Origin of the sequence: Paenibacillus ferrarius, from assembly GCF_002027705.1 — a bacterium.
Classification (GTDB): Bacteria; Bacillota; Bacilli; order Paenibacillales; family NBRC-103111; genus Paenibacillus_E; species Paenibacillus_E ferrarius.
On the sequence record NZ_MBTG01000007.1, the window covers coordinates 198857 to 225150 of the forward strand.

26 protein-coding genes and 1 pseudogene are annotated in these 26294 nt (G+C 47.7%); 8 read left to right on the forward strand and 19 right to left on the reverse strand.

Going from position 1 to position 26294, the window contains the following annotated elements; genetic code table 11:
* Positions 1 to 6: 6 nt before the first annotated feature.
* From BC351_RS09370 to BC351_RS09380, 3 genes are all read right to left on the reverse strand, one after another.
* Positions 7 to 525 (reverse strand): Crp/Fnr family transcriptional regulator, encoded by a 519-nt coding sequence (locus BC351_RS09370; RefSeq protein WP_079411072.1) that lies wholly within the window; start codon positions 523 to 525, stop codon positions 7 to 9.
* 118 nt (positions 526 to 643) lie between these two features.
* The gene (locus BC351_RS09375) at positions 644 to 1138 is read right to left on the reverse strand and encodes a hypothetical protein (RefSeq protein WP_079411075.1); all 495 of its coding nucleotides are present in this window, start codon (positions 1136 to 1138) and stop codon (positions 644 to 646) included.
* Positions 1139 to 1284: 146 nt separating this feature from the next.
* Complete coding sequence (locus BC351_RS09380) at positions 1285 to 2460, reverse strand: ROK family transcriptional regulator (RefSeq protein WP_079411078.1); 1176 nt, start codon at positions 2458 to 2460, stop codon at positions 1285 to 1287.
* 171 nt (positions 2461 to 2631) lie between these two features.
* Between BC351_RS09380 and xylA the strand changes: the two genes are divergently transcribed.
* The gene (gene xylA / locus BC351_RS09385) at positions 2632 to 3951 is read left to right on the forward strand and encodes a xylose isomerase (protein ID WP_079411080.1); all 1320 of its coding nucleotides are present in this window, start codon (positions 2632 to 2634) and stop codon (positions 3949 to 3951) included.
* 295 nt (positions 3952 to 4246) lie between these two features.
* Here the strand turns inward: xylA and BC351_RS09390 are convergent, their stop codons facing one another.
* The 7 genes and pseudogenes from BC351_RS09390 to BC351_RS42695 form a co-directional block, all read right to left on the reverse strand.
* Positions 4247 to 4726 (reverse strand): CBO0543 family protein, encoded by a 480-nt coding sequence (locus BC351_RS09390; protein WP_079411082.1) that lies wholly within the window; start codon positions 4724 to 4726, stop codon positions 4247 to 4249.
* A 10-nt stretch (positions 4727 to 4736) separates the two neighbouring features.
* On the reverse strand, positions 4737 to 5216 hold the full coding sequence (locus BC351_RS09395; RefSeq protein WP_144028326.1) for a CBO0543 family protein: 480 nt from the start codon (positions 5214 to 5216) through the stop codon (positions 4737 to 4739).
* Positions 5217 to 5355: 139 nt separating this feature from the next.
* Positions 5356 to 5610 (reverse strand): YiaA/YiaB family inner membrane protein, encoded by a 255-nt coding sequence (locus BC351_RS44085; protein ID WP_425270910.1) that lies wholly within the window; start codon positions 5608 to 5610, stop codon positions 5356 to 5358.
* Positions 5602 to 5796: pseudogene (locus tag BC351_RS44090) on the reverse strand (YiaA/YiaB family inner membrane protein); the annotation flags it as partial. The gene BC351_RS44085 and the pseudogene BC351_RS44090, both read right to left, overlap by 9 nt.
* 173 nt (positions 5797 to 5969) lie before the next feature.
* A complete protein-coding gene (locus BC351_RS09405; protein ID WP_079411087.1) occupies positions 5970 to 6422 on the reverse strand; it encodes a hypothetical protein in 453 nt (150 codons plus the stop codon).
* Between the two features lie 4 nt (positions 6423 to 6426).
* Complete coding sequence (locus tag BC351_RS42135) at positions 6427 to 7209, reverse strand: hypothetical protein (protein WP_244208935.1); 783 nt, start codon at positions 7207 to 7209, stop codon at positions 6427 to 6429.
* Positions 7199 to 7336, reverse strand: coding sequence for a hypothetical protein (locus tag BC351_RS42695; protein WP_167388010.1), 138 nt, complete (start codon positions 7334 to 7336; stop codon positions 7199 to 7201). Before BC351_RS42695 ends, BC351_RS42135 begins: the two co-directional genes overlap by 11 nt.
* A gap of 90 nt (positions 7337 to 7426) precedes the next feature.
* On the opposite strand from BC351_RS42695, the gene BC351_RS09415 reads away from it, so the two are divergent.
* Entirely contained in the window at positions 7427 to 8716 is a 1290-nt protein-coding gene (locus BC351_RS09415; protein WP_079411090.1) for a glycoside hydrolase family 18 protein, read from the forward strand.
* A gap of 72 nt (positions 8717 to 8788) precedes the next feature.
* Here BC351_RS09415 and BC351_RS09420 read toward each other — a convergent pair whose 3' ends face one another.
* On the reverse strand, positions 8789 to 10525 hold the full coding sequence (locus BC351_RS09420) for a methyl-accepting chemotaxis protein (protein WP_158082028.1): 1737 nt from the start codon (positions 10523 to 10525) through the stop codon (positions 8789 to 8791).
* A gap of 277 nt (positions 10526 to 10802) precedes the next feature.
* Between BC351_RS09420 and BC351_RS09425 the strand changes: the two genes are divergently transcribed.
* Entirely contained in the window at positions 10803 to 13394 is a 2592-nt protein-coding gene (locus BC351_RS09425; RefSeq protein WP_244208936.1) for an Ig-like domain-containing protein, read from the forward strand.
* Positions 13395 to 13459: 65 nt separating this feature from the next.
* Here the strand turns inward: BC351_RS09425 and BC351_RS09430 are convergent, their stop codons facing one another.
* Complete coding sequence (locus tag BC351_RS09430; RefSeq protein WP_079411094.1) at positions 13460 to 14500, reverse strand: acyltransferase domain-containing protein; 1041 nt, start codon at positions 14498 to 14500, stop codon at positions 13460 to 13462.
* A gap of 181 nt (positions 14501 to 14681) precedes the next feature.
* On the opposite strand from BC351_RS09430, the gene BC351_RS09435 reads away from it, so the two are divergent.
* From BC351_RS09435 to BC351_RS09445, 3 genes are all read left to right on the forward strand, one after another.
* Positions 14682 to 15080, forward strand: coding sequence for a hypothetical protein (locus BC351_RS09435; protein WP_079411096.1), 399 nt, complete (start codon positions 14682 to 14684; stop codon positions 15078 to 15080).
* Positions 15081 to 15236: 156 nt separating this feature from the next.
* Entirely contained in the window at positions 15237 to 16337 is a 1101-nt protein-coding gene (locus BC351_RS09440) for a carbohydrate kinase (protein ID WP_079411098.1), read from the forward strand.
* A 7-nt stretch (positions 16338 to 16344) separates the two neighbouring features.
* Positions 16345 to 17256, forward strand: coding sequence for a pseudouridine-5'-phosphate glycosidase (locus tag BC351_RS09445; RefSeq protein ID WP_079411100.1), 912 nt, complete (start codon positions 16345 to 16347; stop codon positions 17254 to 17256).
* 370 nt (positions 17257 to 17626) lie between these two features.
* Here BC351_RS09445 and BC351_RS09450 read toward each other — a convergent pair whose 3' ends face one another.
* The 5 genes from BC351_RS09450 to BC351_RS43860 form a co-directional block, all read right to left on the reverse strand.
* A complete protein-coding gene (locus BC351_RS09450) occupies positions 17627 to 18202 on the reverse strand; it encodes a nitroreductase family protein (protein WP_079411101.1) in 576 nt (191 codons plus the stop codon).
* Positions 18203 to 18292: 90 nt separating this feature from the next.
* Complete coding sequence (locus BC351_RS09455) at positions 18293 to 19066, reverse strand: ABC transporter ATP-binding protein (protein ID WP_425270911.1); 774 nt, start codon at positions 19064 to 19066, stop codon at positions 18293 to 18295.
* Positions 19067 to 19104: 38 nt separating this feature from the next.
* On the reverse strand, positions 19105 to 20337 hold the full coding sequence (locus tag BC351_RS09460) for an MFS transporter (RefSeq protein ID WP_079411103.1): 1233 nt from the start codon (positions 20335 to 20337) through the stop codon (positions 19105 to 19107).
* A 58-nt stretch (positions 20338 to 20395) separates the two neighbouring features.
* A complete protein-coding gene (locus tag BC351_RS09465; protein WP_079411105.1) occupies positions 20396 to 21103 on the reverse strand; it encodes a FadR/GntR family transcriptional regulator in 708 nt (235 codons plus the stop codon).
* Positions 21100 to 21222 carry a hypothetical protein gene (locus tag BC351_RS43860; protein ID WP_279628325.1) on the reverse strand — a complete coding sequence of 41 codons (123 nt, stop codon included), beginning with the start codon at positions 21220 to 21222 and terminating at the stop codon, positions 21100 to 21102. Before BC351_RS43860 ends, BC351_RS09465 begins: the two co-directional genes overlap by 4 nt.
* 588 nt (positions 21223 to 21810) lie before the next feature.
* Between BC351_RS43860 and BC351_RS09470 the strand changes: the two genes are divergently transcribed.
* Positions 21811 to 23448 (forward strand): S-layer homology domain-containing protein, encoded by a 1638-nt coding sequence (locus BC351_RS09470; RefSeq protein WP_079411107.1) that lies wholly within the window; start codon positions 21811 to 21813, stop codon positions 23446 to 23448.
* Between the two features lie 152 nt (positions 23449 to 23600).
* Positions 23601 to 24014, forward strand: coding sequence for a YuzC family spore coat inner layer protein (locus tag BC351_RS09475; protein ID WP_079411109.1), 414 nt, complete (start codon positions 23601 to 23603; stop codon positions 24012 to 24014).
* Between the two features lie 7 nt (positions 24015 to 24021).
* Here the strand turns inward: BC351_RS09475 and BC351_RS09480 are convergent, their stop codons facing one another.
* Both BC351_RS09480 and BC351_RS09485 read right to left on the reverse strand, forming a co-directional pair.
* Positions 24022 to 24819 (reverse strand): energy-coupling factor transporter transmembrane component T family protein, encoded by a 798-nt coding sequence (locus BC351_RS09480; RefSeq protein ID WP_079411112.1) that lies wholly within the window; start codon positions 24817 to 24819, stop codon positions 24022 to 24024.
* Positions 24810 to 26291, reverse strand: a complete 1482-nt coding sequence (locus BC351_RS09485) for an ABC transporter ATP-binding protein (protein ID WP_079411114.1) — start codon at positions 26289 to 26291, stop codon at positions 24810 to 24812. The genes BC351_RS09480 and BC351_RS09485 overlap by 10 nt, the downstream gene beginning before the upstream one ends.
* Between the last annotated feature and the right edge of the window lie 3 nt (positions 26292 to 26294).

Genomic DNA, 26294 nt, shown 5'->3' on the forward strand with positions numbered 1-26294 from the left:
TTACTTCTACTCCGTTGGGGAGGTCATCTTAACTTGCTCACGCAGCAGCCGATTCACCGTCTCGCGGCGAAGCCCGATGAATTGACCGATCTCTTCCTGCGTCAAAACATCCGTAAGCACTATGCTTCCCAAATAGGTGTGTATCCAGCGCTGAAGCTTCTGAAGCCTCACGGCGGGTTTCACTTCAGTCAGTTGATCAATCCGCTGCTGCATCATTCGCAGCTTGTCCTGCAGCTGCCGCGCAATTTCGCGGAATTTCTCCGGCTGCTGCTCCAAATCCCGATACCACTGCTCGGCCGGAAGTCGTTCAATCTGGCAAGTCACTAACGCAATCGCGGTGCCATAGTTAGGGCTTGGACTTAGGAGCGAGTGATGCGGTATCGTTTCTTCCGGCACAATGATATTCACAAGCGTCGGCGTCCCATCCTCATGGACACGGACAATCTTCAGCAGACCGCTATGCAGTCGGTAGAGCCCGCCTTTTTCACCTTGGCGGAACAAGGTCTCACCTTTATGGAGGATCATCTTGAACTCCTTTTATTATGCCACAATGCGAGCATTTTGCGCTTTCCCAACCTATTATTTGCTCATATAGTGACAAAAAAGCGACAGCAGTTCCATCTGCTGATCGCTTTTTGTCGTTTTAAAGTTCTTTTTTGAGTGGTACGAATTTATTGCGAAGCAGCGCAAAGGATAGCGACCATTTCGTAACGAAATGCAATCGTTCCACCTTGCCCATAAGCCAAACCGACACCACAAGCCCTAACAGGGATACAACAACAGCCGCAGGCAATGCCCAGAACGAAGTTGGATGTGCGAAAAAAGGAATGAAGGATACCGCCAGGATGGGAGCCGCATTCCATTTGAAAAATTGAATCAGCAGGATCGTCATCAAGGCCGTTATGAAAAATGAAACCGCACCATGGCTTAAACTATACATGAGACTGCCAATGGATACGGCAATCGCAGCACCAAGCGTAATGCGCCCGATGTCTTTGATTTGATCAACACGATGCATAAATAAGAAGCTGAACGCACCGAGAGTCGGAAAAAAAACCATCTTCAAGAATGGGAAGTGATAAGATGCCCAATACGCTCCCATCAAATAACAGCACATAATTAGTGAACGCAGAAGCATCGTTGATTCCCGTCCTTCTATGTTTAATGAGGAAATACCGAGTTTATAACTTGGCTTTCTACATTCTACATAAGAAACGAACCGTCGGTCAATCCTTTCCCGCTTGGAAAAAATCACCTCATGGCGGGCACCAATTCGCATCCCTTTTAGCTGCGCTCGACCGACACCGTCGTTGAGGCAAAAAATTTGGCCACAGCAAAGGATGCCGCCCCAAGCACAGTTGAGCGATCGCTCAATTGGGAAAACTCAACCTTAGGCAGCTTGCGAAGGTGAGAAAGTGACCGCTTCTCCAGCAGCTGAAGCAGCGGCTTCATCAACCACTTCTCCGCTCCAGCCAAACGGCCGCCGAGAATGATAAACTCTGGATTGTACCCGTTAATGATATTGACGACGCCCACACCAAGATAATAACCAAGGCGCTCAAAAAGCGCGATGGCCGCCGCTTCGCCAGCCTCTGCTCTCCCGAGCAGCATGTCTAAGGTAACAGCGCCTCCGAATTCTCGGCGAGCCTGTTCCAATAACGCGTGCTCCGATGCATAGAGTTCCCAACAGCCTAGACTGCCGCAGCGGCATTTGGGTCCGTCATGCTGGATGGAGATGTGCCCAATCTCCCCCGCAAAGCCCGTCGCACCGCGATACAGCTCGCCTTTGATAATAATCCCCGCGCCAATTCCGATGCCGATTGAAATATACACCAAATTCGCTGTATCTTTGCCCGCCCCGAACTGCTTCTCTCCGACTGCGCCTGCATTCGCTTCGTTATCAATCACAACAGGAATGTTGAAAGTCTCCTCCATTTGCTCTAGCAAAGAGACGTTCTCCCATCCCAGATTCGGCGCGAACAGAAGATTGCCGTCTTCATCGCAGATGCCGGGCACTCCGATACCGATGCCGATAATCCCGTAGACGCTTTCCGGCGCGCTGCTGATCAGCTCACGAATGATCGTCTTTAGCTGATCGATGACTTCTTCAGCCGAGTTGTTGTCATGCAGGACCCGCTTCTCACGAACGACCTTGCCGGTCAGATCGGTGAGAACAGCAAGAATATCGTGCACACCCAGATCTACACCGATTGCATAACCCGCTGTCCCATTGAACAGCAGCATCATCGGTTTGCGTCCGCCACTTGACTCCCCGACTCCGATCTCATCGACGAGACGGCTCTCCATAAGCTCATTAACCAAACTGGATACCGTCGCCTTGGTCAATCCTGCAATCTCCGCAATCCGTGCTCGTGAGATCGGCGAGTCCGTGCGAATATGATGAAGTACGATGGATTTATTTATTTTTTTAACCAGATTTAAATCGCCTGTTTGCTTCATGCCAGCCCCCATACTACTCCGAGTACTTGTCTTTTTATGTGTTGAAATGATTTTAACATGAATGGCTTTTTCTCGCACCAACTAAGTTTGTTTAATGAATTTACAAACTATTCGAATGGTGCTATGATGGCTTCAGAAGCATTTATCAACCACAATAGGGAGGCTGAATTCATGAGTTATTTTGATAACATTCAACCGATTAAGTACGAAGGCCGCACATCCACGAACCCGCTATCCTTTAAATTTTATAATCCGGACCAAGTTGTTCTAGGCAAAACTATGCGCGAACATCTGCGTTTTGCAATCGCTTACTGGCATTCTTTCTCAGCGAATGGCTCTGATCCTTTCGGCAGCGGCACGATGGTTCGCGCTTGGGATCAATATTCAGGCCTAGAGCTGGCCCAAGCTCGTGTTGACGCTTGCTTTGAGCTGCTTAACATCCTCGATGTCGACTATTTTGCCTTCCACGACCGTGATATCGCGCCTGAAGGCGACACTTTGCAGGAAACGAACAAGAACTTAGATGCCGTCGTCGCGATGATTAAGGATAAAATGGCGTCCAGCGGCAAAAAATTGCTCTGGAATACTGCAAATATGTTCACTAACCCGCGCTTCGTGCACGGTGCCGCTACAACGAATAATGCCGATGTCTTCGCGTACGCGGCTGCTCAAGTGAAGAAAGCTCTCGACCATGCCAAAGAGCTTGGTTCTGAGAACTATGTTTTCTGGGGCGGCCGTGAAGGCTACGAAACTTTGCTCAACACCGACCTGGGTCTGGAGCTCGACAACTTGGCTCGTTTCCTGCACATGGCTGTTGATTATGCCAAAGAAATCGGCTATACGGGTCAATTCCTGATCGAGCCTAAACCAAAAGAGCCTTCCAAACACCAATACGACTTCGATGCGGCTACGACGCTTTCATTCTTGCAAAAATATGATTTGCTGCCATATTTCAAATTAAACCTGGAAGCCAACCATGCTACGCTTGCCGGCCATACCTTCGAGCACGAGCTTCGTGTTGCTCGCGTCAACGGCATTCTTGGTTCGATCGATGCGAACCAAGGCGACCTGCTGCTCGGCTGGGATACCGACGAATTCCCAACAGACTTATACGCGACTACCCTCGCGATGTACGAAATCCTGCTCAACGAAGGCGGCATCGGCCGCGGCGGCGTAAACTTCGACGCCAAGGTTCGCCGTACTTCCTTTGAGCCTATCGATGTGGTCTACTCCCACATCGCGGGTATGGACGCGTTCGCTCGCGGCTTGGAAGTTGCCGCCAAATTGATCGAAGATCGCGTATTCGACAACATTTTGGATACGCGCTACGCTTCCTTCAAATCCGGCATCGGCGCGGACATCGTCTCCGGCAAAGCGGACTTCAAATCTCTGGAAGCCTACGCCCTGCAGAACAGCGGCACCATCGTGAACCAGTCCGGTCGTTTGGAATTAATCAAAGCCACCGTGAATCAATATCTGATCAACTCTTAATCCGAAGGAATTCCAGCTTTCTCCTGCATCGCCTCAGGTACGCGTCCAAGCTTGCGCGTATCTGGGGCGATCTTATTTCTGTAAGCACCTCACCTTTTCCAGCTAGGAGGAACTATGGTACGCTATTTAACCAATTACGCCCATTATCCAGCCTCCAGAGGAACTACAATCCGCTATATCCACAGTTCCCGCCTCTTTGCCCCACATTTTTGACAAATAGCGTACCCTAGTTCCCTGTCACCACCGATTGAGTACCTATTCCTCTAAATAGAGGATCGTAGTTCCTAACAAGGAATTATTCCTGAACCCCCTTTTTCTCGCGAAAAAACCACCGGTTAAAAACAAGCGACAATTGCAAAGTCACCCAAATGCTCAGAAACGTCCAATACCAGTTCCATGAATGATAGCGAATCACGTCCGTATATGACTCAAGCAGTATTTCGGTGAATGTTATTCCTGCGGGATAAGCCATGATGTATAGGAAACGAACCCATAAGCTTTTGGCGGCGGGATAGTAGATATTCAAATAGACGGCAATCGCCGGATAACCCATAATTTCAAAAGTTAAACTTGTATAATTATGTTTAAGTTCTCTAACGGGATATTCCAGCCAACCATTTTGAACAACAATAAGCCCTAGAATCCAGGTTAAAAACTGTTGAAATAGAAAAGCTACCTGCGCCTTGCGTCGATGCCGCTTAGGTATAATGAGCAAACCGATCAGGGAAAAGGTCCATACGGCTATGATGATTATGCGCTCAACCGTCCAGTTCATAGGGGATGTACTACCTTTCCTGATGCGTTTTCTTTTGGAAAAACCAAATCCCGTATAATCTCGTCATATTCAAAATGATCACTGTTACCAGCATCTGAAGATATACATTCAAATGAATATAACGCAGGAGTTCTGTATATTTAGAGATACAAGCAATGTAAATCCCTCCGCCAACAACAAACATTAATTGATACAGCACCTGTAAACCTAAACTTTTATGATTAGGGTAATAGAGGGAAAACAGCGCTGATAAAAATGGAAACAGCAAATAATTGTTCGTGAAATTGCTCCCCGAGGCCGCGGGAAATTCGCGAATCGGATTTTCTAGCAAGCCCCACTCAACAAACATGACACTTAGGATCCAAGTCAGCAATTGATTGGCAAGAAACAAAAGGATAGCTTCCCTACTTCGATGCTTGGGTATTAGAATTGGCATGAGAACGATGCAAAGCACCCAAACCCAGATCAAAATAGCTCGTTCAACTGTCATACGCTCAGCCTTTCTATGCGAATTAGCTCATTATCCCAATATGCCCGATTTGTTTCTGTTTATCCCCACAACAAAGAAGTTTAGCTCATGATCATGAACTAAACTTCTTCGTCATTTCCTGCTTTTATTTCTTAGTTATTTATAGCTCTTCGAATTTAGGCTCAACCGGTTGCAACGGCTCATCATCATTATTATCACGGACGGTTTTCTGTAAGACAAAAGAGGACATTGTAAGGAATAACGCTGTAACCGCATAGTAGCCTTTGACCGAAAGCAGCTGTTCCAAGTTAATGATTCCGATGAACATCCCTAGCAGCGCCAGCGCGAAGGAACTCCACGCCAAGAAAGTGAAAGCGGCTGTATTCCGCTTGCGGCCGATGTAGCCATCCTCCAAATTATCACGGATTACCTTCTGCAGAACAAAGGCAGACATCGTGAGAAATAACGCACATACCGCGAAATAGCCTTTGACACTCAGTGATTCTTCCAAGGTATAGATACCAATGAACATCGCCAGAAATGCGCCAATAAAGGATGCCCATGCCATGAATGTGAATGCTGTTGTATTCCGTTTCCGAATGTTGTTCATCTCCAAAATCCCCCTGTGGTTGCTGCTGCAACGCTTTAGTATGCTGCTCTTGTTTCTTATTATAGGGGATTGTTTTTCTTCCAGATAGTACTATTTACCAGTAGTACCAGTCCAAATAACCCGCTCGAGCTTAGGCTCTGACGGGTTTCTGTCCAATCTATTCCTCAATCGCACACCGCAACACCAAAAGCAAGATGCTCCCAGAAAACCTCCTGTATATGTTTAGCCTCTTCACGGGCACAAGTTACAAGTATAATGACTTCGGATTTCTTGGTTTTCGCTTTCGTTATTGAACTCCTCTTCTGATGCAGGATATCTATGACAAAACCGATCAGGAAACCGACTACAGCACCAATAATCCCCCATAGAATGGCTCCTCCCTTCAAAATAAACCCATAGGAAGATCCGATCACTGTGCATGCCGTGGCCAAAGCAACGCCAGCATCGAATAAGCTGATCCCATCCGAGCTATTGATGCTGTCGAACATCTTGGGCTTCTTTGGCCTTTCCTGCAAGGGGACGGCATAGATGCGTTCTTTGGGAATACCCAGCTCTTCCAACGCAGTAATCGCCATTTCCAAATAGATCGAATGGTCGAATGATGCGATGACATGCATGGCGTCATCCTCCTCCTTTTTGTTGTGGCGATTGTGGAAAAAGGAATTGAGGATGCTGGTAATCCGCTTTCAGCATGACAGCCTGTTCATGATCAAATAGTTTGTTATATTCAACCGTATTCACATAAGTATCATAGACAGCAAACCCATAAATAGATGGTAAAAACAAAATCCAGTGCATGGTAATCACACTCGCCGAACGCGTTAAATCCCCTAAAATCAAAAAATGAATGCCTTCCAGCAAATGCGACCAATAGCAAAGCATAATCCAGTTGCCAAGAACAAAAAAGGCCATAATGATGCGATGTGTAAAGAGCTGCCCCATGCCTGGCATTAATAAGGACCAAACCACTCCTAACGAAGGAGAGCGTTTATCGAGGTAGTTAATTTCCATGCCGGCCATTTTGAAAGGTGCGATCGGCGCATTTTCCCTTTTGGCCAGGATGTATTGATGATTTAAATCAATGGAGGTGCGGTAGCTGTCATAGATTGCGAATAAATAGACAGGCGCATACAGCGACATCCAACGGAGTTGTATGACGTCATTAGCTTGCTCGAAATGTCCGATGAAGGTATAGACCATAGCTTCGTTCAAATGCATCTGAGTATTAATGAACATTTCCCAGCCAATCAGAATAAACCCGCGAAAGTATTTGGATAAGAGCAGATGACCGAAACCTGGAAAGGCGGCAGACCACCACATAATAATGAGTGGATTACGCAGATGCAGCTGTGTGATGCCCAGCAAGCTAAGAAACGCAATTTGGCGACGAGGTTTAGTTCCCATAAACAGCATCCTTATGATTTGATTTCCAATTCTTGTAGTATCCGCTTTCCCCCGCAAGATATACATCTCTGCCGTAATCCTTATCAGCGCGGGGTTCTTGCAATCTGTATATAGTTTCCCTAGACATACACCCATCCCCCTCTAGGCGAATATGGTAAAAGAAAAAGGTAGGCTCGGATTCCATCCTTCAAGCTTACGAAGAAAGCGAGGAACCCCCATGCAAATTCACGTTGTCCAGAAGGGACAGTCTTTGTACCGTATTTCGCAGCTCTATGGTTCATCTATAGAAGCCATTGCAGCAGCCAATGAGATGATACCCAGCGAGTCATTGGTCATCGGACAGGCATTGGTCATTCCGATTGCAGGCTCCTACTACTGGGTGCACGCTGGCGAAAGCCTCTATATGATTGCCGCAAAGCTGGGACTCGACGGACAGACCTTGGCTGATATGAACGGCGTCCACCTCTATCAGCATCTCCCCGTCGGCTTTCGCCTGTACATCCCACCCACCCCGCGTACTCAGGCGGAAGTGAATGCTTATTTGGAACCTAGAGGCACGGATGTAGCCCCAACTTTGATTCAATCTGCCAAGGAAGCAGCCCCTCATCTGACGTACCTAGCTCCCTTCAGCTTCCGCATCCAGCGAGACGGTACGCTGCATGCCCCTCCGCTGGACGATTTGCGTACTATCGCAGCTCAGCATAACGTCACATTAATGCTCGTGGTGACCAATCTGGAAAATGATCAGTTCAGCGCAGAACTCGGACATATTTTCCTTACGGACGAAACCGTTCAAAATCGATTGCTTCAGACGATTCAATCGACCGCTAAGCAATATGGCTTCAAGGACATCCATTTTGACATTGAGCATCTGTTCCCCGATGATCGCGAGGCCTATAATCGCTTTCTTCGCAAAGCAGCCGATCAAATTCATCAACAAGGCTATCTGATGTCCACCGCCCTCGCTCCCAAAACAAGCGCAGCCCAAGCTGGCCAGTGGTACTCCGCACACGATTACAAGGCGCATGGCCAAATTGCGGATTTTGTCGTGATTATGACCTATGAATGGGGCTACAGCGGTGGTCCCCCTATGGCGGTGTCCCCAATCGGTCCTGTACGCAAAGTACTGGAGTATGCGATTAGCGAGATGCCCGCCTCCAAGATTATGATGGGCCAGAACCTCTATGGCTACGACTGGACACTGCCCTTCGTGAAAGGCGGAGCTTTTGCCAAAGCCGTCTCTCCCCAAGCTGCCATACAGTTAGCCCGTAAATATCATTCGCAAATCTTGTACGACTACACGGCTCAGGCACCGCATTTCAACTATTGGGATGAAAATGGCAAGGAACATACCGTATGGTTCGAGGATGCCCGCTCCATTCAAGCGAAATTCAGCCTGTTAAAGGAGCTTGGGTTGCGCGGAATCAGCTACTGGAAGCTTGGTCTTAAATTCCCGCAGAACTGGCTGCTTCTTGAGGATCGTTTCAAAGTTGTGAAGCGAGCTTGATCGGCACGCAGCCCCCTGATACGGGCAAAGAAAAGAGGATTCCCTCTTCGCGACTGGGAAATCCTCTTTTCTTCATATCCGGAAACGAACAACCGCTTGCTGAAGCTGCTCAGCCATATCAGACAACAGTTTGGAGGAAAATGAAATCTCCTCCATCATCGCGAGCTGCTCTTCATTCGCTGAGGCAGAGTCTTGGCTCGATACCGCTCCCTGATTGGCAGATGCCGTTACCCGTTCCATTTGCCTAACAACTTCATCGCTGCGCGTTGTCACATGTGCAATGGCTGCGCCCACATCCTCCACCTTTTGCGAAACTCCGTCAAATGCTTCCTTCATAAAAACAAGCGAGTCGTTCACTTGCTGAGAGGCATTCACGCCATCTTCCGTAAGTTTCATCCCTTGGGTCATCACCTTGTTGACGGCTCCCGTTTTGCACTCTATCTCATGCAAAAGACGTGCAATCTGCTTAGCAGCCTCGTTCGTTTGGGCAGCCAGCTTGCGGACCTCTTCAGCGACAACACTGAAGCCTTTTCCGCTATCCCCCGCTCTAGCCGCTTCAATCGCTGCATTCAGAGCCAATAAATTCGTCTGCTCTGCAATTTCTGCAATAACGGAAGTAATCGAGCTGATTTCTCCACAGCTGGAGCGAAGCTCACCCACGATCGTTCCGGCCGCCGACACCTCATTGAAGACAAGTCCAATTCGCTCTCTCATCATCTGAACGGAGTCCATTCCTGCAAGAGAAGAATCAGCAGCCGTCTCGGCAAGCTGCGCCATATGAAGACTGTCTCCTTGGATGACAGCCATCTCCTCTTTCATAACTTGTATGGTCATTAGCGTCTCTGTGGCAATTGTCACTTGCTTCTGTATGCCTTCAGCGAAGACGTCCGTTGATGCCGCAATGGTTTCGGCCGCCAGTTTGCTTTGCTCCGCATGGCCGGCAAACTGCTCAGCTTGCTGCGCAAGTACATGCGCGCCACGCTGCACATCCCCGATGAATGCCCGCAGGCTGACAAGCATGGCATGGAATGAACGATTCAGCATGCCGACCTCATCTTTGGCGATGCCGCTGTCCTCTTGCAGAGAAAGATTGCCCGCCTCCGCTTCCGCCATAAGTGTCTGCATCGCTCTCAACGGTTTAACAATCAGGGTAGATATCCACCTGCCAATTGAATAGAAGACGGCGACTGCTATCAGAGAGGACACAATCAGCGTCCATATCAAAGTCTTATACTGATGTTTACGCTCCTTATTCAGAACCTCAGAGATCTCTAGCCGATCTTGCTGCAAGCTGTCCATGTAACTATTGATGTCTTCCATTGTGCTTTTGATATGTGACTTATAATAGGAATAAGCTTCTTTTTCCTGGCCTGCGGCTGATAATGCTTTTACCTTTTGCTTATCCTCCTCGTAATCGAGCAAAGCTTTGTTAAGCTTGGACATCCATAGCTCCGCCACCGGCTCTCCCTGCAGCGATATCTCATAATCCTTCAGCAATTGGTTCGTTTGCCCACGAACTTTGGACATCTCATTGTCCAGGACATCCTTGTAGTGGGCATCAGGAGTTAAAATCAATTCCAGAAGACTGTTATTCATCGTATGGACATTGCTCTCCACTTGATTGATCCAGGTTGTAGGCAAATAATCATTTTCATACATACTTTCCGCATTGCTGTTCATATTTCTCAGGAAAAAGAAACTGGTCACCGTCAATATAATGAGAAAAACAACCGCTACTACATTCAAAGCCAATATTTTATTGCTTATTTTCATATCCGCAGCTATTCGCTTCACCTGATAAACCCTCATTTTCTTCTCCCTCTCTTTGTCAATGATTACCACATAAACTAACTGTAGCATAGATTTGTAAAGTTCAAATAAAATCAATATTAATATTATGTTATTATACTTATTTTGTTGTTTTTAGTTGCATTGCTATATGGCTGTTACCTTTAATATCCGCTGGATGAATACAGGTATTTATTGTGACTTCTATTCACTTTCTCCTTCGGAAAGCCGATAATAATAGAGTTCCATAATTTTCTTAGCATTTTATATATAAGGGAACAACAGGAGGAAACAGAGCGTGAAATCTAGACACAGTAAGTGGTTGTCGATGGTTATTATTTTCATCCTTGCGAGTCAAACCTTAGTATCAGGAATCGCGTTGGCTGCTGATGAAATTTCCAAACTCGTCATGAATAAAAACGAGCTCTCGCTGCAGGTCGGAGGTACCGAAAAATTGACGGCAACCGCTATTTTCGTAAGCGGCTCTACAGTAGATGCAACCGTCAAGACCGATTGGAATTCCGGTACGCCAGATGTTGCGTCCGTCTATGCAGGCGTCGTGACCGCTAAGAAAGAAGGCAAAGCAGTTATTACTGCTACGTATATGGGTAAAACCGAAATTGTGAATGTCACGGTCAGCAAGAAGGTCAAATCATTAACCAAAAATAAGACCTCTTTGGATCTTCGTTTGAATGGAACCGAGCAACTCGTAATTACAGCCTATTACGATGATGGAACATCCGAGGATGTAACCAGCAAGGCGGATTATACCGTAGATTCAAGCTCTATCATTACCGTGACGAACGGATTAGTTAAAGGTCAGAATCCCGGCAGTGCAATCATAACAATTAAGTACATGAACCAATCGTTGACCCTGCCAGTTGATGTAGAGGTTGTGCGACGCATTGATGCTGAGAAATCAGAAATTTCTCTCCTGGTTAAAGGCACAGAGAAAATTAAACTTATGGCGACATATCCCGATGGTACAGTTGCTGACGTTTCCGAGAAAGCCGAGTGGACAACTGACAAAGAGAACGTAGCCGATGCCATCAAAGGTACAGTCACTGGCTACAGTGCTGGGACAGCGAGCTTAACCGCTAAATACGGCACAAAAACAACAACAATTAAAGTCGATGTAGATAGTACTCTCAAACTCGAATTAGACAAGCAAAGCATCCTATTGAAGAAAAATGCAACAGGTACGCTTAAGTTGACTGCCACTTATGCAAATGGCACAAAGGAAGATATTTCAGACCGTGCGGAGTGGACTTCCAGCGATGCCAACATCGTGCAAGTAACCAAAGGAACGGTTTCTGCCATTGCTATTGGTGAAGCCACGATTTCTGCCAAATATGGCGAGAAGGTCATTACAGCGAACGTGGACGTTGAAGTTCCTCGTCGACTCGTTGTTAATAAAGACCTTCTAAGCATGCAAACGGGTCAAGAACAAACACTTAGTCTCACTGCTACGTATGCCGATGGAACAACTTCCACAGTTACCGATGGGGTTACTTGGACCGTAGATGATGATTCGATTGCTTTTGTCACCAAAGGCAAAGTAACTGCCTATAAACCAGGTATTGCTACAGTAACCGCAACGTATGGCGGCAAAACGACAACAACCAAGGTTGAAGTGGACATCCCGACAATGATCAAGCCAAGCAAGAAAATCGTCAATCTGCAAATTGGCGGCTCTGAGCAGATTGTCTTGACGGCCTATTTCAAAGACGGTCGAGAAGTTGATGTCTCCTCCAAAGCAGAGTGGACGACAAGCTCCAAAGAAGTCGCAGAAACACGCAACGGGGATATCTCCGGTATTGCAACAGGCGCGGCAACAATTACAGCGAAATATGGTACGCGTACCGCGGCTATTCAAGTATCGGTAGGCGTTCTGAAGAGTCTGACCATCAGTCCAGAAAAGCTGGTCATGAAAAAAGGCGATGCCGTTACTTTGAAAGCAACTGCCGTATATACAGATGATTCAACCAAAGATGTAACTTCCGACGTGATCTGGACAAGCAGCAATGTCAAAGCAGCTACCGTTGAAGCAGGAAAAGTGAAAGCTGTCGCATCAGGAGAATCCACGCTTTCGGCGCAGCTGGACAGCAAAACGATTACGTTGACCGTCCAAGTCGACATGGCCAACGATCTTACGGCGAACGTCACCAATCTTGTTTTTGACTTAAATGAAACAAGATCCATCGTATTAACGGCGGTAGATTCGGATGGGGCTTCACGCACCGTTACGAATGAAGCCGAGTGGAAAACCAGCAACAGTGCAATCGCAACAGTTACCAAAGGGGTTGTTACACCGGTATCCCGAGGGAAAACAACCATTTCAGCGGTATATGGCGGCAAAACGGTGACCATTCCCGTCGAAATCGGTGTGATCCAGGCCTTAGTAGCTGATAAGACTTTCATCGTTACCAAAAGCGGTGACCAAGTCCAAGTAAGGCTCAAAGCGACATTGACGGATGGGACCATCAAAGATGTCACAGAAATCGCAACTTGGAAAGTATCCGCATACAAGCTTGGAACGGTTGCGAATGGACTTTTCACAGCAACAGCCTCAGGTAAAACAACCATTACCGGCTCCTTCGGCGGCAAAATGGTGGCAATTCCGATAGAAATCGATTCCCTCAAATATCTGAAAACGGATATTGTAAAGGTTGAGCTTCAAGAAGGCAAAACAGCTAAAATTGAAGCAATAGGCACTTACACAGACGGCACGGAAGAAGATGTAACCAAGCCTAGTCTATGGACTTCCTCCAACATCATGATCGCGGATGTGAAAGATGGCGTCATCCGAGCAACAGGTAAAGGAACAGCTAGAATTACGGTTTCCTATTCCAACATGAGAACTACGGTTCAAGTGACGGTTACTAAATAAATAAAAAGGAGCTGCCCAACAAGTAGGTAAATCTACTTGAGGGCAGCTCCTTTTCATATTGTTCTCTACCTGCCGATACCTGCCTGCATAGTCTCATCAAGATACAGGAAACCCACGCCATGATCAAAATCTTTTCCACTTATCGCGTAATCCAGCACGGCGCGCTGCAGGCTTGAGGTGCGAGGCGCGGATTGCAGATCCACCGGCTTTTCACCGAACACTCGCTGAAAGATTTCATCCTCATCCACAACCGCATGCACAAGTGTAAAAAGCTTCTGAAATTGAACAATGTTGGACTCTGAAGAGAGGACTTGACGCAAGGAAGGTCCCAACAACCAGGATGAACATACGAACGCAGCAAACTTTTTGTCCGGAAAATAGGTTGCAAAGAAGTGAACAGCCTCGTTCATCGATTCCCTGCACAACTCCGAGCTCAGCTTGCCTCCTTCCTGAACGTGCACCTCAAGAACAGGCGTATCCTCGAACAGTACGAGCTTCCATACTTGCGGATCAAGCCGGATCGTATGCGGCATGACCACTGCTTCCGAAGAAATTGGGTTGCCCACGATTTCGTGAGAAGTTGGCTTCTTTACATTAGCAACTATTTGCAGATGGCCCGTTCCATGATGAAGGTAAACCCATACTTTCATTTCCCAGCGCGGCTTATGGATGTATTGCAACCTACCTATCTTGAATAAGCGGCACTGAACATGATTAAGAATCCAACCGATCTGGCTAAGCCCCCATCGTCCATGCTTGCCGTAGTAATCCTTCATCCACACGTGAATGTCAGTAAACGTATCAACGAGTATAGGAAATGGAACTCCAATAGCCCTATACTGTTTTTGAACAAAAGGGATTATGGCAAAGATCGCCACAGCAGCAAACATCCCTGCTTGCTCCCCCATTTCTGATTCTACGGAACATAGAAGTGGGATAAGTTCATCGGAATTGCTGTCGCCTTCAATGAGTTGAAGCAGACGATGATGACATAGCGAAGCATGCTCGCGGAGCTGTTCATTCTTGTTAATTTTATCTACGGCCAGATCATATGCTTCCCATATCGCATCAGGCAACTGAAGGATAGGATTGACTTCATTCTTCATCTTTCATTCTCCTTGCAGTTCTACTGCCGTTTTGTCCACATCGTATCATCAAATGATGAGACCGTCGATATGACCTTGGAAAGGGAGCTTCTATCCCATACATAAGATTCTGTACATAGGGGAATATATCCTTACCTGCATTTACAGACCACCATTCAACAAGGGCTTGGAGGTATGAATCATGTTCCCGCGTTTTATAAAACTAGCTTTGATCTCTTTTCTGTGTATAACCACCCTGCTTGGAGCTCATCGTTATCGGACACATCCCCATAATCAGCAAATGATGGCCCAGACGGCAAGCTGGGAAACCGCTAAACAAGGCTCGCCAACTTTCTTTCAAACAAATCCGTTTGGCATGCCTGGTGTGGACGCCCGAATAGAAACGCAAAACAGCCTAAGCAATCACGCCGCGGCCTATGGTCTTACACCTCCTACTTCTTTCAAAGCTTTAAATGTCCCTGATCAGACATTGAATTCGAACAACGAAAAGACTTCGTCAGGTTGGAATTACTTAGGACTGCTAGGGTTGCTTGGTATGCTAGGGCTCAGCAGACGCTCGGATTCTCCGCATTCCAAGTAATTTTTTGATCATTGGCTAACAGGAGCAAGATTCCCAGCTGGGGACAGGCTCCTTTTTCATTCCATAAACAGGTTAATAAACATATGTTTATACTATAGACTTTTGTTTTAAAAGGGAGTAAGATAAACGTAGCACTTGATTGAAAGGAGCCATTTCATGGATCGTGAACAGCAAATTCTAGCGCTTATTCGTCAAAATCCTTTCATCTCTCAGCATGAAATGGCCACACTCATTGGCATCTCCCGTTCTGCTGTTGCCGGCTATATCGCGGCGTTGACGAAGAAAGGCACGATCCGCGGCCGCGCTTATGTCACCTCAGAGCCACGTACGATCACGTGTATTGGCGGAGCCAATCTGGACAGCAAGGCTGTGAGCAAGCAAGCCATTCGTCTGGCTTCCTCGAATCCGGTCACTGTGTCAGAATCCTGCGGCGGTGTTGCCCGCAATATCGCAGAATCACTCGCAGGGCTCGCATGTCCGACAGCACTTCTGACTGTTGTAGGGGATGATAAAGCTGGCCAGTGGGTACTGGACGAAACGCGGAAACGCGGCGTTGATGTTAGTCAGGCCGTTACCTTGCAAGGCGAAAGCACGGGGACTTATACCGCTTTGCTTGATGCCTCAGGCGAGATGTTTTTGGCTTTTGCTAACATGGATATTTATGATAAATGCACGCCCAATCTACTCATTGACAAGTGGTCCCACATTGCCTCATCTGCGCTGGTTATTGCTGATACCAATTTACCGGCCGACACCTTGCGCGAATTAATAGTACGCTGCCAAGAAGAAAATATTGTCCTATTCATTGACCCGGTCTCATCGGAGAAAGCCAAAAAGCTGCCACAACAGCTGCATGGCGTTTCAGCTATATTCCCCAATTTGGAGGAAGCTTATCAGTTAGCAGGCATCGCAAGAGAGGCTAATGCGGACTATAGGCAGTTAGCCGAAGCGATCCGCGAACGAGGCGTGAAACATGTGTTCATTACACTCGGCGGTGAGGGCGTACTATATGTAGGCGAGGAAGGCGATAAACACTTCCCTCCTATTCCCACCAAGGTTGTTGAGGTTACCGGAGCAGGTGATGCCTTCTTAGCGGGTATTGCTTATGGCATTGCGCATCAACATACTTTTATGGAAGCCTGTTCCTTTGGGCTTGCAGCTTCACATATCACCCTGCAAACCGCACAGTCTGTCGCGAGTGAGCTTACGGAAGAACGTCTTGCCCAAATCCATATGACTTTAACTAAAGGAGACTAATCCCACTATGCATACATCCTACTTAACATTTACTGATGAGGTCAAAGAAGCTTTAGCGAACAATAAACCGGTTGTCGCTCTGGAAACAACAATTATTTCTCATGGAATGCCTTATCCGCAAAACATTGAAATGGCTAAAAAAGTGGAGCAAATCATCCGCGACAACGGTGCAGTTCCAGCGACAATCGGGATCATGGACGGCAAAATCAAGATTGGTCTTAACGAGCAGGAACTTGAAGCTTTTGCAACAAATGGCCAAGTTGAAAAAGTCAGCCGCCGCGATTTCGGATACATCCTGTCCTCCGGCAAAATCGGTGCTACAACCGTAGCCGCTACTATGATCGGCGCTGCGCTTGCCGGCATCGAAGTGTTCGCTACTGGCGGTATCGGCGGCGTTCACCGTGAAGGCGAAGTGTCCATGGACGTCTCCGCTGACTTGACAGAGCTGGCACAGACTAACGTTGCCGTTGTCTGCGCAGGAGTGAAGTCGATTCTCGATATCGGCCGTACGCTCGAGTACTTGGAAACCCACGGCGTTCCCGTGGTTGGTTACCAAACGAGCGAGTTCCCGTCCTTCTACGCACGCGAAAGCGGCTACGGCGTAGACTTCCGCCTCGATGAAGCAGCTGAAGTTGCGGCCATGCTCCGCACGAAGTGGGAGCTTGGCATCGCTGGCGGCGCCATCATCGCCAACCCGGTTCCCGCGGAATCCGCGATGAACCATCAAGAGATCGAAGGCGTCATCCAGCAAGCGCTGGCTGAAGCCAAAGATCAGAACGTGACCGGGAAAAAGGTCACGCCTTTCCTGCTAGCGCGCATTAAACAGCTGACGGAAGGCCGCAGCTTGGAAACCAACATCGCGCTCGTTTACCACAATGCGCAAACCGCCGCAAGGATTGCGGTTGCGCTGAAGAAATAAGCCATGACCCTTGTGTGGTCATAGCGAATAAAAAAAGAGGCTGTCCCTCGAGTAGATAAACCTACTCGAGGGACAGCTTTTTTGATTGGGATTCGGAGAAGCTCAATCGTGCCTATACCAAACTGAACTCTAGCTCCAGTTGCCTTCTCTAAACCTGCAATTATACATCTATTTTGCTCATGAAATAGCCTCAACGATTAAATTCCTGCGTTTGTGCAGGTTTTTGAGGCTTTTTCTGGATGAGCGGCTGAAAAAGATAAAAATGCCTGCACAATTGCAGGCATTTCCATTTTTCAACCAAATTCACCCGGAAATCCTGTATTTTCGCAGGCTTTTACACTTCGGTGAACTTTTTCTCGTGTTCAAGCAGCTACTCGCTTACCCAAATCGTCTTCTGCGCGTAAGGCGTGCGCTTGGCATTCTGCGGCTCCATATCCGGGTAGCCCAGATAGATGAAACCGACCATCTCCTCTTTGCCGGAGAGTTCGAAGGTCTCCCGCATCTTGGCATGGTACGTCGGTGCGCCTGAGCGCCAAATCGTGCCGAGCCCTAGTGCATGAGCGGTAAGCAGCATATTCTGCACCGCCGAATGCGCGGCCGCGAACTCCTCAATCTCTGGCACGATAGGAGTTGCCGAAGGAGTTACAGCAACCGCAATAACGACAGGAGCACGATAAGCTTTCCTCTCCTGAGCACCCGCAAGCTTCGCAAGTTCATCCGCAGAAAGGTCAGGATTCGCTTCCGACAAAGCTACAGCGGCATAACCACGACCTAGCAGCCCTCTGCCTTCCCCGGTCATCACCCAGAATCGCCAAGGCTCTGTTTGACAATGGTTAGGCGCCCAAGTGCCTGCTTCCAATATTTCTTCGATTAGCGACTTATCGATAGGATCTTGTTTGACCTTACCGATACTGCGACGATGACGTATTGCTTCCTTAACATCCATGATTTCCACTCCCTGCAGCGTTTTCTTTCTCTATTGTTACACGTCTGCTGCTTCGTGCGCAAACCCGAATTATGAGAAGCTTGCTCTACGCTATTCCTTCTTCGATGGAATCGAGAGCCACGGACGCTCACTCTGCCAGTTCACTTCGACCGGCGTCTCGAAGAAGGACGACAACCGAGCGCTGGACAGCACATCACGCGAGTTCCCTTTGGCAAAGACCTCGCCACGGCGAATCAACAGCGATTGATTAAAGACCGGAAGGATTTCCTCAATATGATGGGTCACAAACAATAAGGTAGGCGCATCCGGCCCCTGTGCTAATTCATTGACACTGGTCAGTAATGCTTCCCGCGAAAGAAAGTCGAGACCATTCGTCGCTTCATCCAAAATCAGCAGCTTCGGCGATGCCATTAACGCACGGGCTATGAGCAGCTTTTGCTTCTCACCCTGGGAGCAGGATTGATACGTGCGATCGTATAAATGATAGCAGGATAGTCGCTGCATAAGCTGGACAGCTCGTTCGAAATCTTCTTCACTCGGTTTCTCATAAAGTCCAATCGAGGCATGCTTGCCGCTAATAACAACATGCTGCGTTTTATCAGAAGCATACAGTTTCTCTTGCAAGGATGAGCTCACCCAGCCGATTGATTTCCGCAAATCTCTTAAATCAACAGAGCCAAATGGATGTCCCAGTACAGACATATCGCCTTGGCTTGGCCAGATGTAGCCATTAATCATATTGAGCAGCGTCGTTTTGCCTGAGCCGTTCAACCCCAGGACAGCCCAATGCTCTCCCTGCCTAACTTGCCAGTCTACTTGGTTTAATATCGTTTTATTTTCCCGAAACCAAGACACCTTGTTCATTTCAATAATCGCGCTCACCTAGGTTCGCTCCTTCTGAATTAGGCTTTGACTGCTGTTTGTTGCAGCAGCTCAGCATCCTGTAAATGCAACTTCTTGTCCGTTGGAAGGAAAGCTGCCAGCAGACCAATTAATGGTAGGAACGCACAGAGCTTAATCACAAATGAGATGCTTGTCGCATCCGCCAACATCCCAAGCACAGCCGATCCAATCCCTCCAAGACCAAATGCCACGCCAAAAAACAATCCAGACACAGTCCCCACTTTACCAGGCAGCAGTTCTTGCGCATAAACGATAATAACGGAGAAACCTGACAGCAGAATGAACCCGATACAGGCACATAGAATACCCGCCCAGAACAAATTGGCATACGGCAGAAGCAGCGAAAACGGCGCTGTTCCAAGAATCGAGAACCAAATCATATTCCGTCTTCCGAAGCGATCCGCCAGCGGGCCACCCATGAACGTACCCAAAGCACCGGCAGCAAGCAAGCTGAAAATAAAGAGCTGCGCCTTTTCAACTGAAAGCTGATTATGGTCAATCAAATAAAAGGCGTAGAACCCTGTCATGCTTGCCATATAAACAAACTTCGAAAATAACAGCATAATCAGAATAGATATCGCGAAGGCCACGGTTTTACGAGGAAGCTTCTTGTGAACAACCTCTGTTTTGTTTGATACAGCTGGACGTCTTCCGACATTCCGATACCATTTGGCAACGAAAATCTGTACAACAATCCCCACAGCAGCCACGATGGAAAACCAGATGATACCGAATTGACCAAAAGGCACAAAAATCAGCGCTGTAAAAATGGGAGCCAAAGCCTGCCCAATGTTGCCTCCGGTTTGGAAAATCGACTGCGCCAGCCCTCTACGAGGCCCAGCGGCCAAATAAGCCACACGCGATGCTTCCGGATGAAGAACCGACGATCCTAGACCGACCAGAATAACGGCGAGGATGACTTGCATGAACGTAGACGCAACAGCCAGAACAATTACGCCTATAAGGGAGAAAAATACCCCAGCGGGCAGCAGAAATGGCTTTGGCTTCGAGTCCGTATATAAACCAATCAAGGGTTGAAACATGGAAGCCGTGATGTTGAGAGTGAAAGCAATCCACCCAATTTGGGTAAAACTAAGCTGTAAAGAAGTATGAAGAATCGGAAAAACAGCAGGAATAGCAGATTGAATGGCATCATTTAATAAATGAACCAAACTGATTGAAAATAAAATGGCAAAAACGGTTTGATTACGTGCAATACTTGAATTCGACATTTGACCTCGAACCCCTTTCATCATATCATCTGACGTTTAAAACGAGAGGAGAATGAAGCTACTCCTGGTTAAGATACTTTTTAAGCTGTGTGACCGTGTCATCTAGATTTTGCTGGGTCCAGTAAGCCGCACCCGATACATCCTTGTCTTTAATGGCTTGATACATGCTTTCGTGCTGGAGATTGTGGGGATCATGGACATCCTGAACGCTCACCAATTTATGAGAAGCTTCAAGAAAGACAGTTGAAAAAGACCGATACAGGTCGATAGCAACGCTGTTTTTGCTAGCGATAGCGATGGATAGATGGAACTTCATATCTGAAACCAAATAGTTACTCATATCGCCCTTCTCCAAAGACTCTTGTCTTTGATCCAAAGCATTGCGCATCTGCTCAAGATCGAGATCATTACGGCGCTGAGCAGCTAGTCGGGAAATTTCCAGCTCGAGCATTTTCCTAACCTCATAGACCTCCAGAATTTCGGCTCTGCGAAGCCTATGATCAAGAGGCTCTTGTATACCTGTGTTTGCTGTCAAAAAGGTGCCAAAACCTTGCTTCTTTTCGAGCAGCCCCGCATGAACAAGCACCCTGACCGCTTCGCGAATGGTTGAACGGCCCACTCCGAATTGCTGCATCAGTTCAGGCTCTGTTGGAATCTTCTCACCCGGCTTAATTTCGCCTTCTGAAATTTTCTTCTGCAATTGATTCACAACATCGTCAACCAGCTTGGGTCGATTCAGCGTTTGGAATGACATTTTAGCATTCATCTGATCATCTCCTGTTTGTGTAGTATAGCATAGCTGTCTGAAAATTTTCCAGCATATTTTTCTATCCATCTGAATTTAGTTAGCTCTCCAAACAAATTTGAGGTTAATTCGTCTTTCATATATTAGAATCCCCCTATCTGCTGCTGGTCAATACAGACCTTCACAACGATGAGGAAATCAAAAAGAGCCTTAACGACCTCGAGTTGGCTCGAAGTGAGCTAGTTTGTCGTGCAACGGTCCACTAACTAACTGCCCCAGAACCCAAACCATATAAGTTCTTCTTAACAACAAAAAGAACTCCACCGAATGTAGCCATTCTTAAGGAGTTCTTTTTTAAAACTTCTATATGTACGAGACTTATTTGTCTTTTTTAGCGTGTGAACCGTCGCAGTTACCTTCTACGCTTTGTGTGTTTCCGCATGCGCATTTCCCCATGATCTCAGCCTCCTTCGCTCGTTTATGATGCTGAGTTCATTATATCTATTTCACTTACATTTGTAAAGCGGTTTACTTAAAGTTAGTAATTGAGTTTAATTATCATTCTCATTTGCACAATTTCCACGGTTAGCACTCTCGTACGTAGATTGCCAAGAATTTGACAATGACGTACTCTATCGTGCAAGGTATAGTTATAGCAACAAAAGCACACACTCGATAGCTTGCTAGAGTCCTATTTTTTCAAAATTCATTTAATCCTAGGAGGTACTATGAAAAAACTTACGATGATCGCGACTGCAGCAATGGCATTCTCTTTGTTTGCATCAGCTACCCTTTCGCATCCAGCTTCTGCCGCGACGAAAACAAGCGCTGACTTCACGGATCTGTCCACTGCGGATGCCGCATTGAAAGCCAAGATTGATGCTATGCTGACACAAGGTATTTTCGAAGGTGTTTCGGACAGCTCTTTCGGCATTAATCAAAATATGACACGTGCTCAATTCGCAAAAGTAGCTACGCTTATTTATGATGTGAAAGTTGATCCTTCCGTTAAGGTATCCAGCTTCTCCGACGTTCATGCAGAGGATGCTGCAAACGGTTGGGCGATCCCTTATATTGAAGCAGCGAAAAAAGCCGGCCTTATCGACGGTGTAACTGATACAACATTCGAACCAGGCGCCTCTGTAACAGCAGGTCAATTAGATACTTTGCTGCTCAAAGGCTTAGGTAAAAAAGTCAGCACAACAGGTTCACCTTGGTATGCCGATGCCGTTAAGCAAGCTACTGATCTGGGGATACACCCAACAGGGAAAACCGGCGACCAATTGGCTATCCGCGCTGATCTTGTTCAGAGCTCTTATACCGCTCAGCAGGCTTTTGACAAGTTAACGCTTGTTTCTATTACTAAAGCCGCAGCAGGTTCCGATACGAAAAGCGTACAAGTTACTTTTAACCGAAATGTAGATACTTCGAAAGCAACACTCGTCTTGAAAAATGGTTCAACCGTTGTGCCTACAAAGGCAACATGGTCCACTGACGCGCAAGCTGTAACACTGACAACTGATCTTGCACTTGCCGCGGGTGACTATACGGTTACGCTTGGCGGGCTTGATGCTTCTGCGATTCAAACAGGCACTGCCAGCTTTAGCGTCGCTGCGGCTCCGAGCGATTCTGGAAATACTGGGAATTCCGGCAATTCTGGGAACGTATCCTTTGTTGGCAGCTACACATTAGCAGATGTTTTGGATAGCGGACTGACAGACACTGCAACAGGCACGGATGGTTTCATCGATAAAGCTACCGCTCAAGATCCAACCAAAAGCAAGCTGGCTAAAGAAGTTAAAATTAAAGTAACATCCGGCGGCGAGGAAGTTGCCGTTCCAGGAATTATACAATCCATTTTCTCCTCTGACCCTAGCGTTGTTAAAGTAGGACTAGACTCTGCAACGCATCGCGGGTATATTCTTGGAAATAAAGCAGGCACAGCTGATATTAGCGTCATGGTTCAAGTTGGAAGCGGCAATGCTAAACAGCTCCACGTCACTGTAACAGTGAAAAGTGACTCCGTTGCAGCCAAAAAAATTAAAGCAGACAATACGACAATTGAACAAAGCATGAATGGCGCGGCCAGCACAAGCTTTAATGCTTTCAACAAAATGGATTTAACTATCACTGATAATTATGACCAAACTTATGAAGGTGCTGAAGTTGCTAATTACAATTTTGCCCTTGGGACAGCTTTCACCACCAATAAAATTAAAGGGGATGCTGCCAAAGGCGATGTTGGTTCCGTATCCGTTGACCCTACCGGCAAAGTAGTGGTAACTGGAAATGTAACCTCATTCGAATTAACAGCAGTTACATCTTCTGGGCAAACAGCAACAAGCTTTGTAACGATTACTCCTTAATCTTTAAGCAAAAACATAAAAGCACCGCAACCACATTCCTGTGGTTTGCGGTGCTTTTTGTTGTTGACCAGCGGCGCAATAAACCATGCACAATCGCCCCTATGCGACATATATTGCTAGTGCTCATGAAAACCAAGAAAAGGGGCGCCTCGATGTTGATATACAACCACACTGCCTATTTCCCCTATCTTCTGCCACTTTATCGCTTATATGTTATTCATCCTACCTGCTACGCAGCAGTTACAGCACCATCCCCGTTATGGAATCGGGATTATCCACATATAGATACGAAGATTCTTCACCATTCTGTGTCATCTTCACAAGCCTTATTAAAAGATGCCGCGCTCATTACCGCCAAGCTCTCCGAACCTGCTATCGCGCAGCAAATGATGACCCATGCTCAGACCGGCGATCAAAAGGAAGTCGACCGCATCGTTCATACTTTCGGCTGTGAATCGGCCGTCATCACCAGCTTTACGCCTAGTACCGTTCATTTCACGATTGATCCGCGAACGAATGGGAAATCGTGTTGCGAAGTAACCCTATCCATGAAATGGGGTCTATGAAGGTAAGTCATCGGACGTCAAAAGCATCCACAACCGGCCATGCCGTCCCCAACCAATGCGCCAGAATGACAAGTAAAGCCCAATAAACGATATAATAGATATCCAAGATTGAATAGGCTGCCAGATAATAATAAGTGCGTTTGGCCCCTGTGGAGAAACGCTTCGCTTCCATAGCCACAGCTGTCCGGTGCGCGCGGCGAATGCTTTGAGCAAGCAAAGGGATGGCATACATGCGCAGCGTTGTGTACCAGCCCGTAAGCAGGTTTGGCTTCTTTCTCTTGCCTCTCACCTTGAGCGCATAATGGAGGGTTTGAAACTCCTCCAGCATTAGCGGCAGCATGCGCATCGCGGCGAGGAAGCTGTAAGCATATTGGGGCGCCACCTTCCATTGCTGCATCATCGCGTAAAACAATGCCACAGGACGCGTTGTTAAGCTGAACAGCAGCCCAACCGCAGCAACCTGCAGTCCGCGAAATCCAAGATGGAGGCCGCGGTAAAAGCTTTCTTCTGTGATGTGGATGAATCCCCACTGGAACCACAGCGTTTCTCCGTTTCCGAACATCATCATCCCTGTCGCAGAGGATATGAAAATAAGCAAAAACGGTGACGTATACAGTAACAACCGCTTAGCCCCATGACCCGAGAGAAACGCGAGCGGCAGAAGGGCGCCCAAGGTCAAATACATCATGGTGTTCAGGTTGTGTGTGAACACAACAACGATGAACATCAGGATGGACAGGACAAGCTTCACACCGGGATTCACCCGGTGAAGCCAGGTTTCACGAAACACGAAGCTTATTTGCATAGCTGCGGTGCTCCTTCCCGGCCGTGAACTGGGGAGGCTGGCAGCTCCGCTGCCGCCCTTTCCGTGACACGGCCTGCCTCAACCTGCCAAACGCGCGTAGCCCAGCGTTGAACGATCTGTGGATCGTGGGTGACCATCACGATCACCGTCCCGCTCGCCCGCAGCCGCTCCAGCTGCTGCAGCATGCGCAGCGTACCGTGCGCATCGAGCCCGAACGTGGGCTCATCCAGCAGCAGGATGCGCGGGCCGCGAACCATCGCGGTCGCCACACTAAGCCTGCGCTTCTGGCCCATCGATAGCTGGAACGGATGCCTCTCGCGCAGCGCGAGCAGGTCGTACTCCCGCAGCAGCCGCTCAGTGGCTGCTAATTGCGCTTCACGGCTCTCCGCCTCTGGCAAGGAGTAAGCCAGCTCTTCTTCCACCGAATTCGTCACGAATTGGAATTCGGGGTTCTGGAAGACGAAGCCTACCTGCTCCGCAAGCTGCTCGATTCTATAACCCTTAGCGCCGTCAATCCAGCAGTCGCCTCCAGTCTTGATGAGGCACATGATGGCCAGCAGCAGCGAGCTTTTGCCTGTCCCGTTGGCTCCGACGACGGTGATCCAGTCTCCAGGATATACGTTCAAGTTATCCACAGAGGTCTTGATTTGTCCGCCACGAAGCCCTACAAAGTCGCGAAATGTCATGACCGGTGGCAGATTATCCGTACTCATCTCCCCGCCTGCTCTCGCATTCATTTGCTCATAATCATCCCAAACACCTGGATACCAAATGCCGTATTCCGCAATTTGTTGCCTGTACGCCTGAAACACCTCTTGCGGAGGGCCATCGGCGAGCAGCTCCCCATCAGGAGACATTACGATGAGACGATCAATCAGATCAAGAATTCCGCTGATTTTGTGTTCAACGATAACAAGTGTTTTCTCCGCACTAATCTCACGAATCGTGTCCCACACCTGCTGTGTGCCCTCTTCATCCAGCAATGCCGTTGGCTCATCCAGAAACAGCACCTCTGGCTCCAAGGCAAGTACGCTTGCTATGGCTAACCGCTGTTTCATGCCTTGTGACAGCTGTCCAATGAGAATATGAGCATCATCAAGCTCAAGCCCTACTTGGCTCAAATAATGTGCAATGCGAGCAGGCATCTGTTCCCTCGGCACTTGCAAATTTTCCAGCACAAAAGCAAGTTCCTCATCAACATAAGGCATACAGAACTGGGTATCGGGATCTTGAAACACATAGCCCCACCTGGCAGGTGTGCGGATTTCATCTGCTTTCATCGGTATTTCGATAATATCCGGAACGATGCCGCTCAGTACTTGCAGCAAGGTAGATTTGCCTGAGCCGCTTGGTCCCAAAAGCAGCACCTTTTCCCCTGGCTGAATAGAAAAGGAAACCCCCTGAAATAACAGGGGGGCGGCTTCTCCGGGATATTTTAACCTTAGATTGGTCACGCCTATTCCTTCACTCATCTC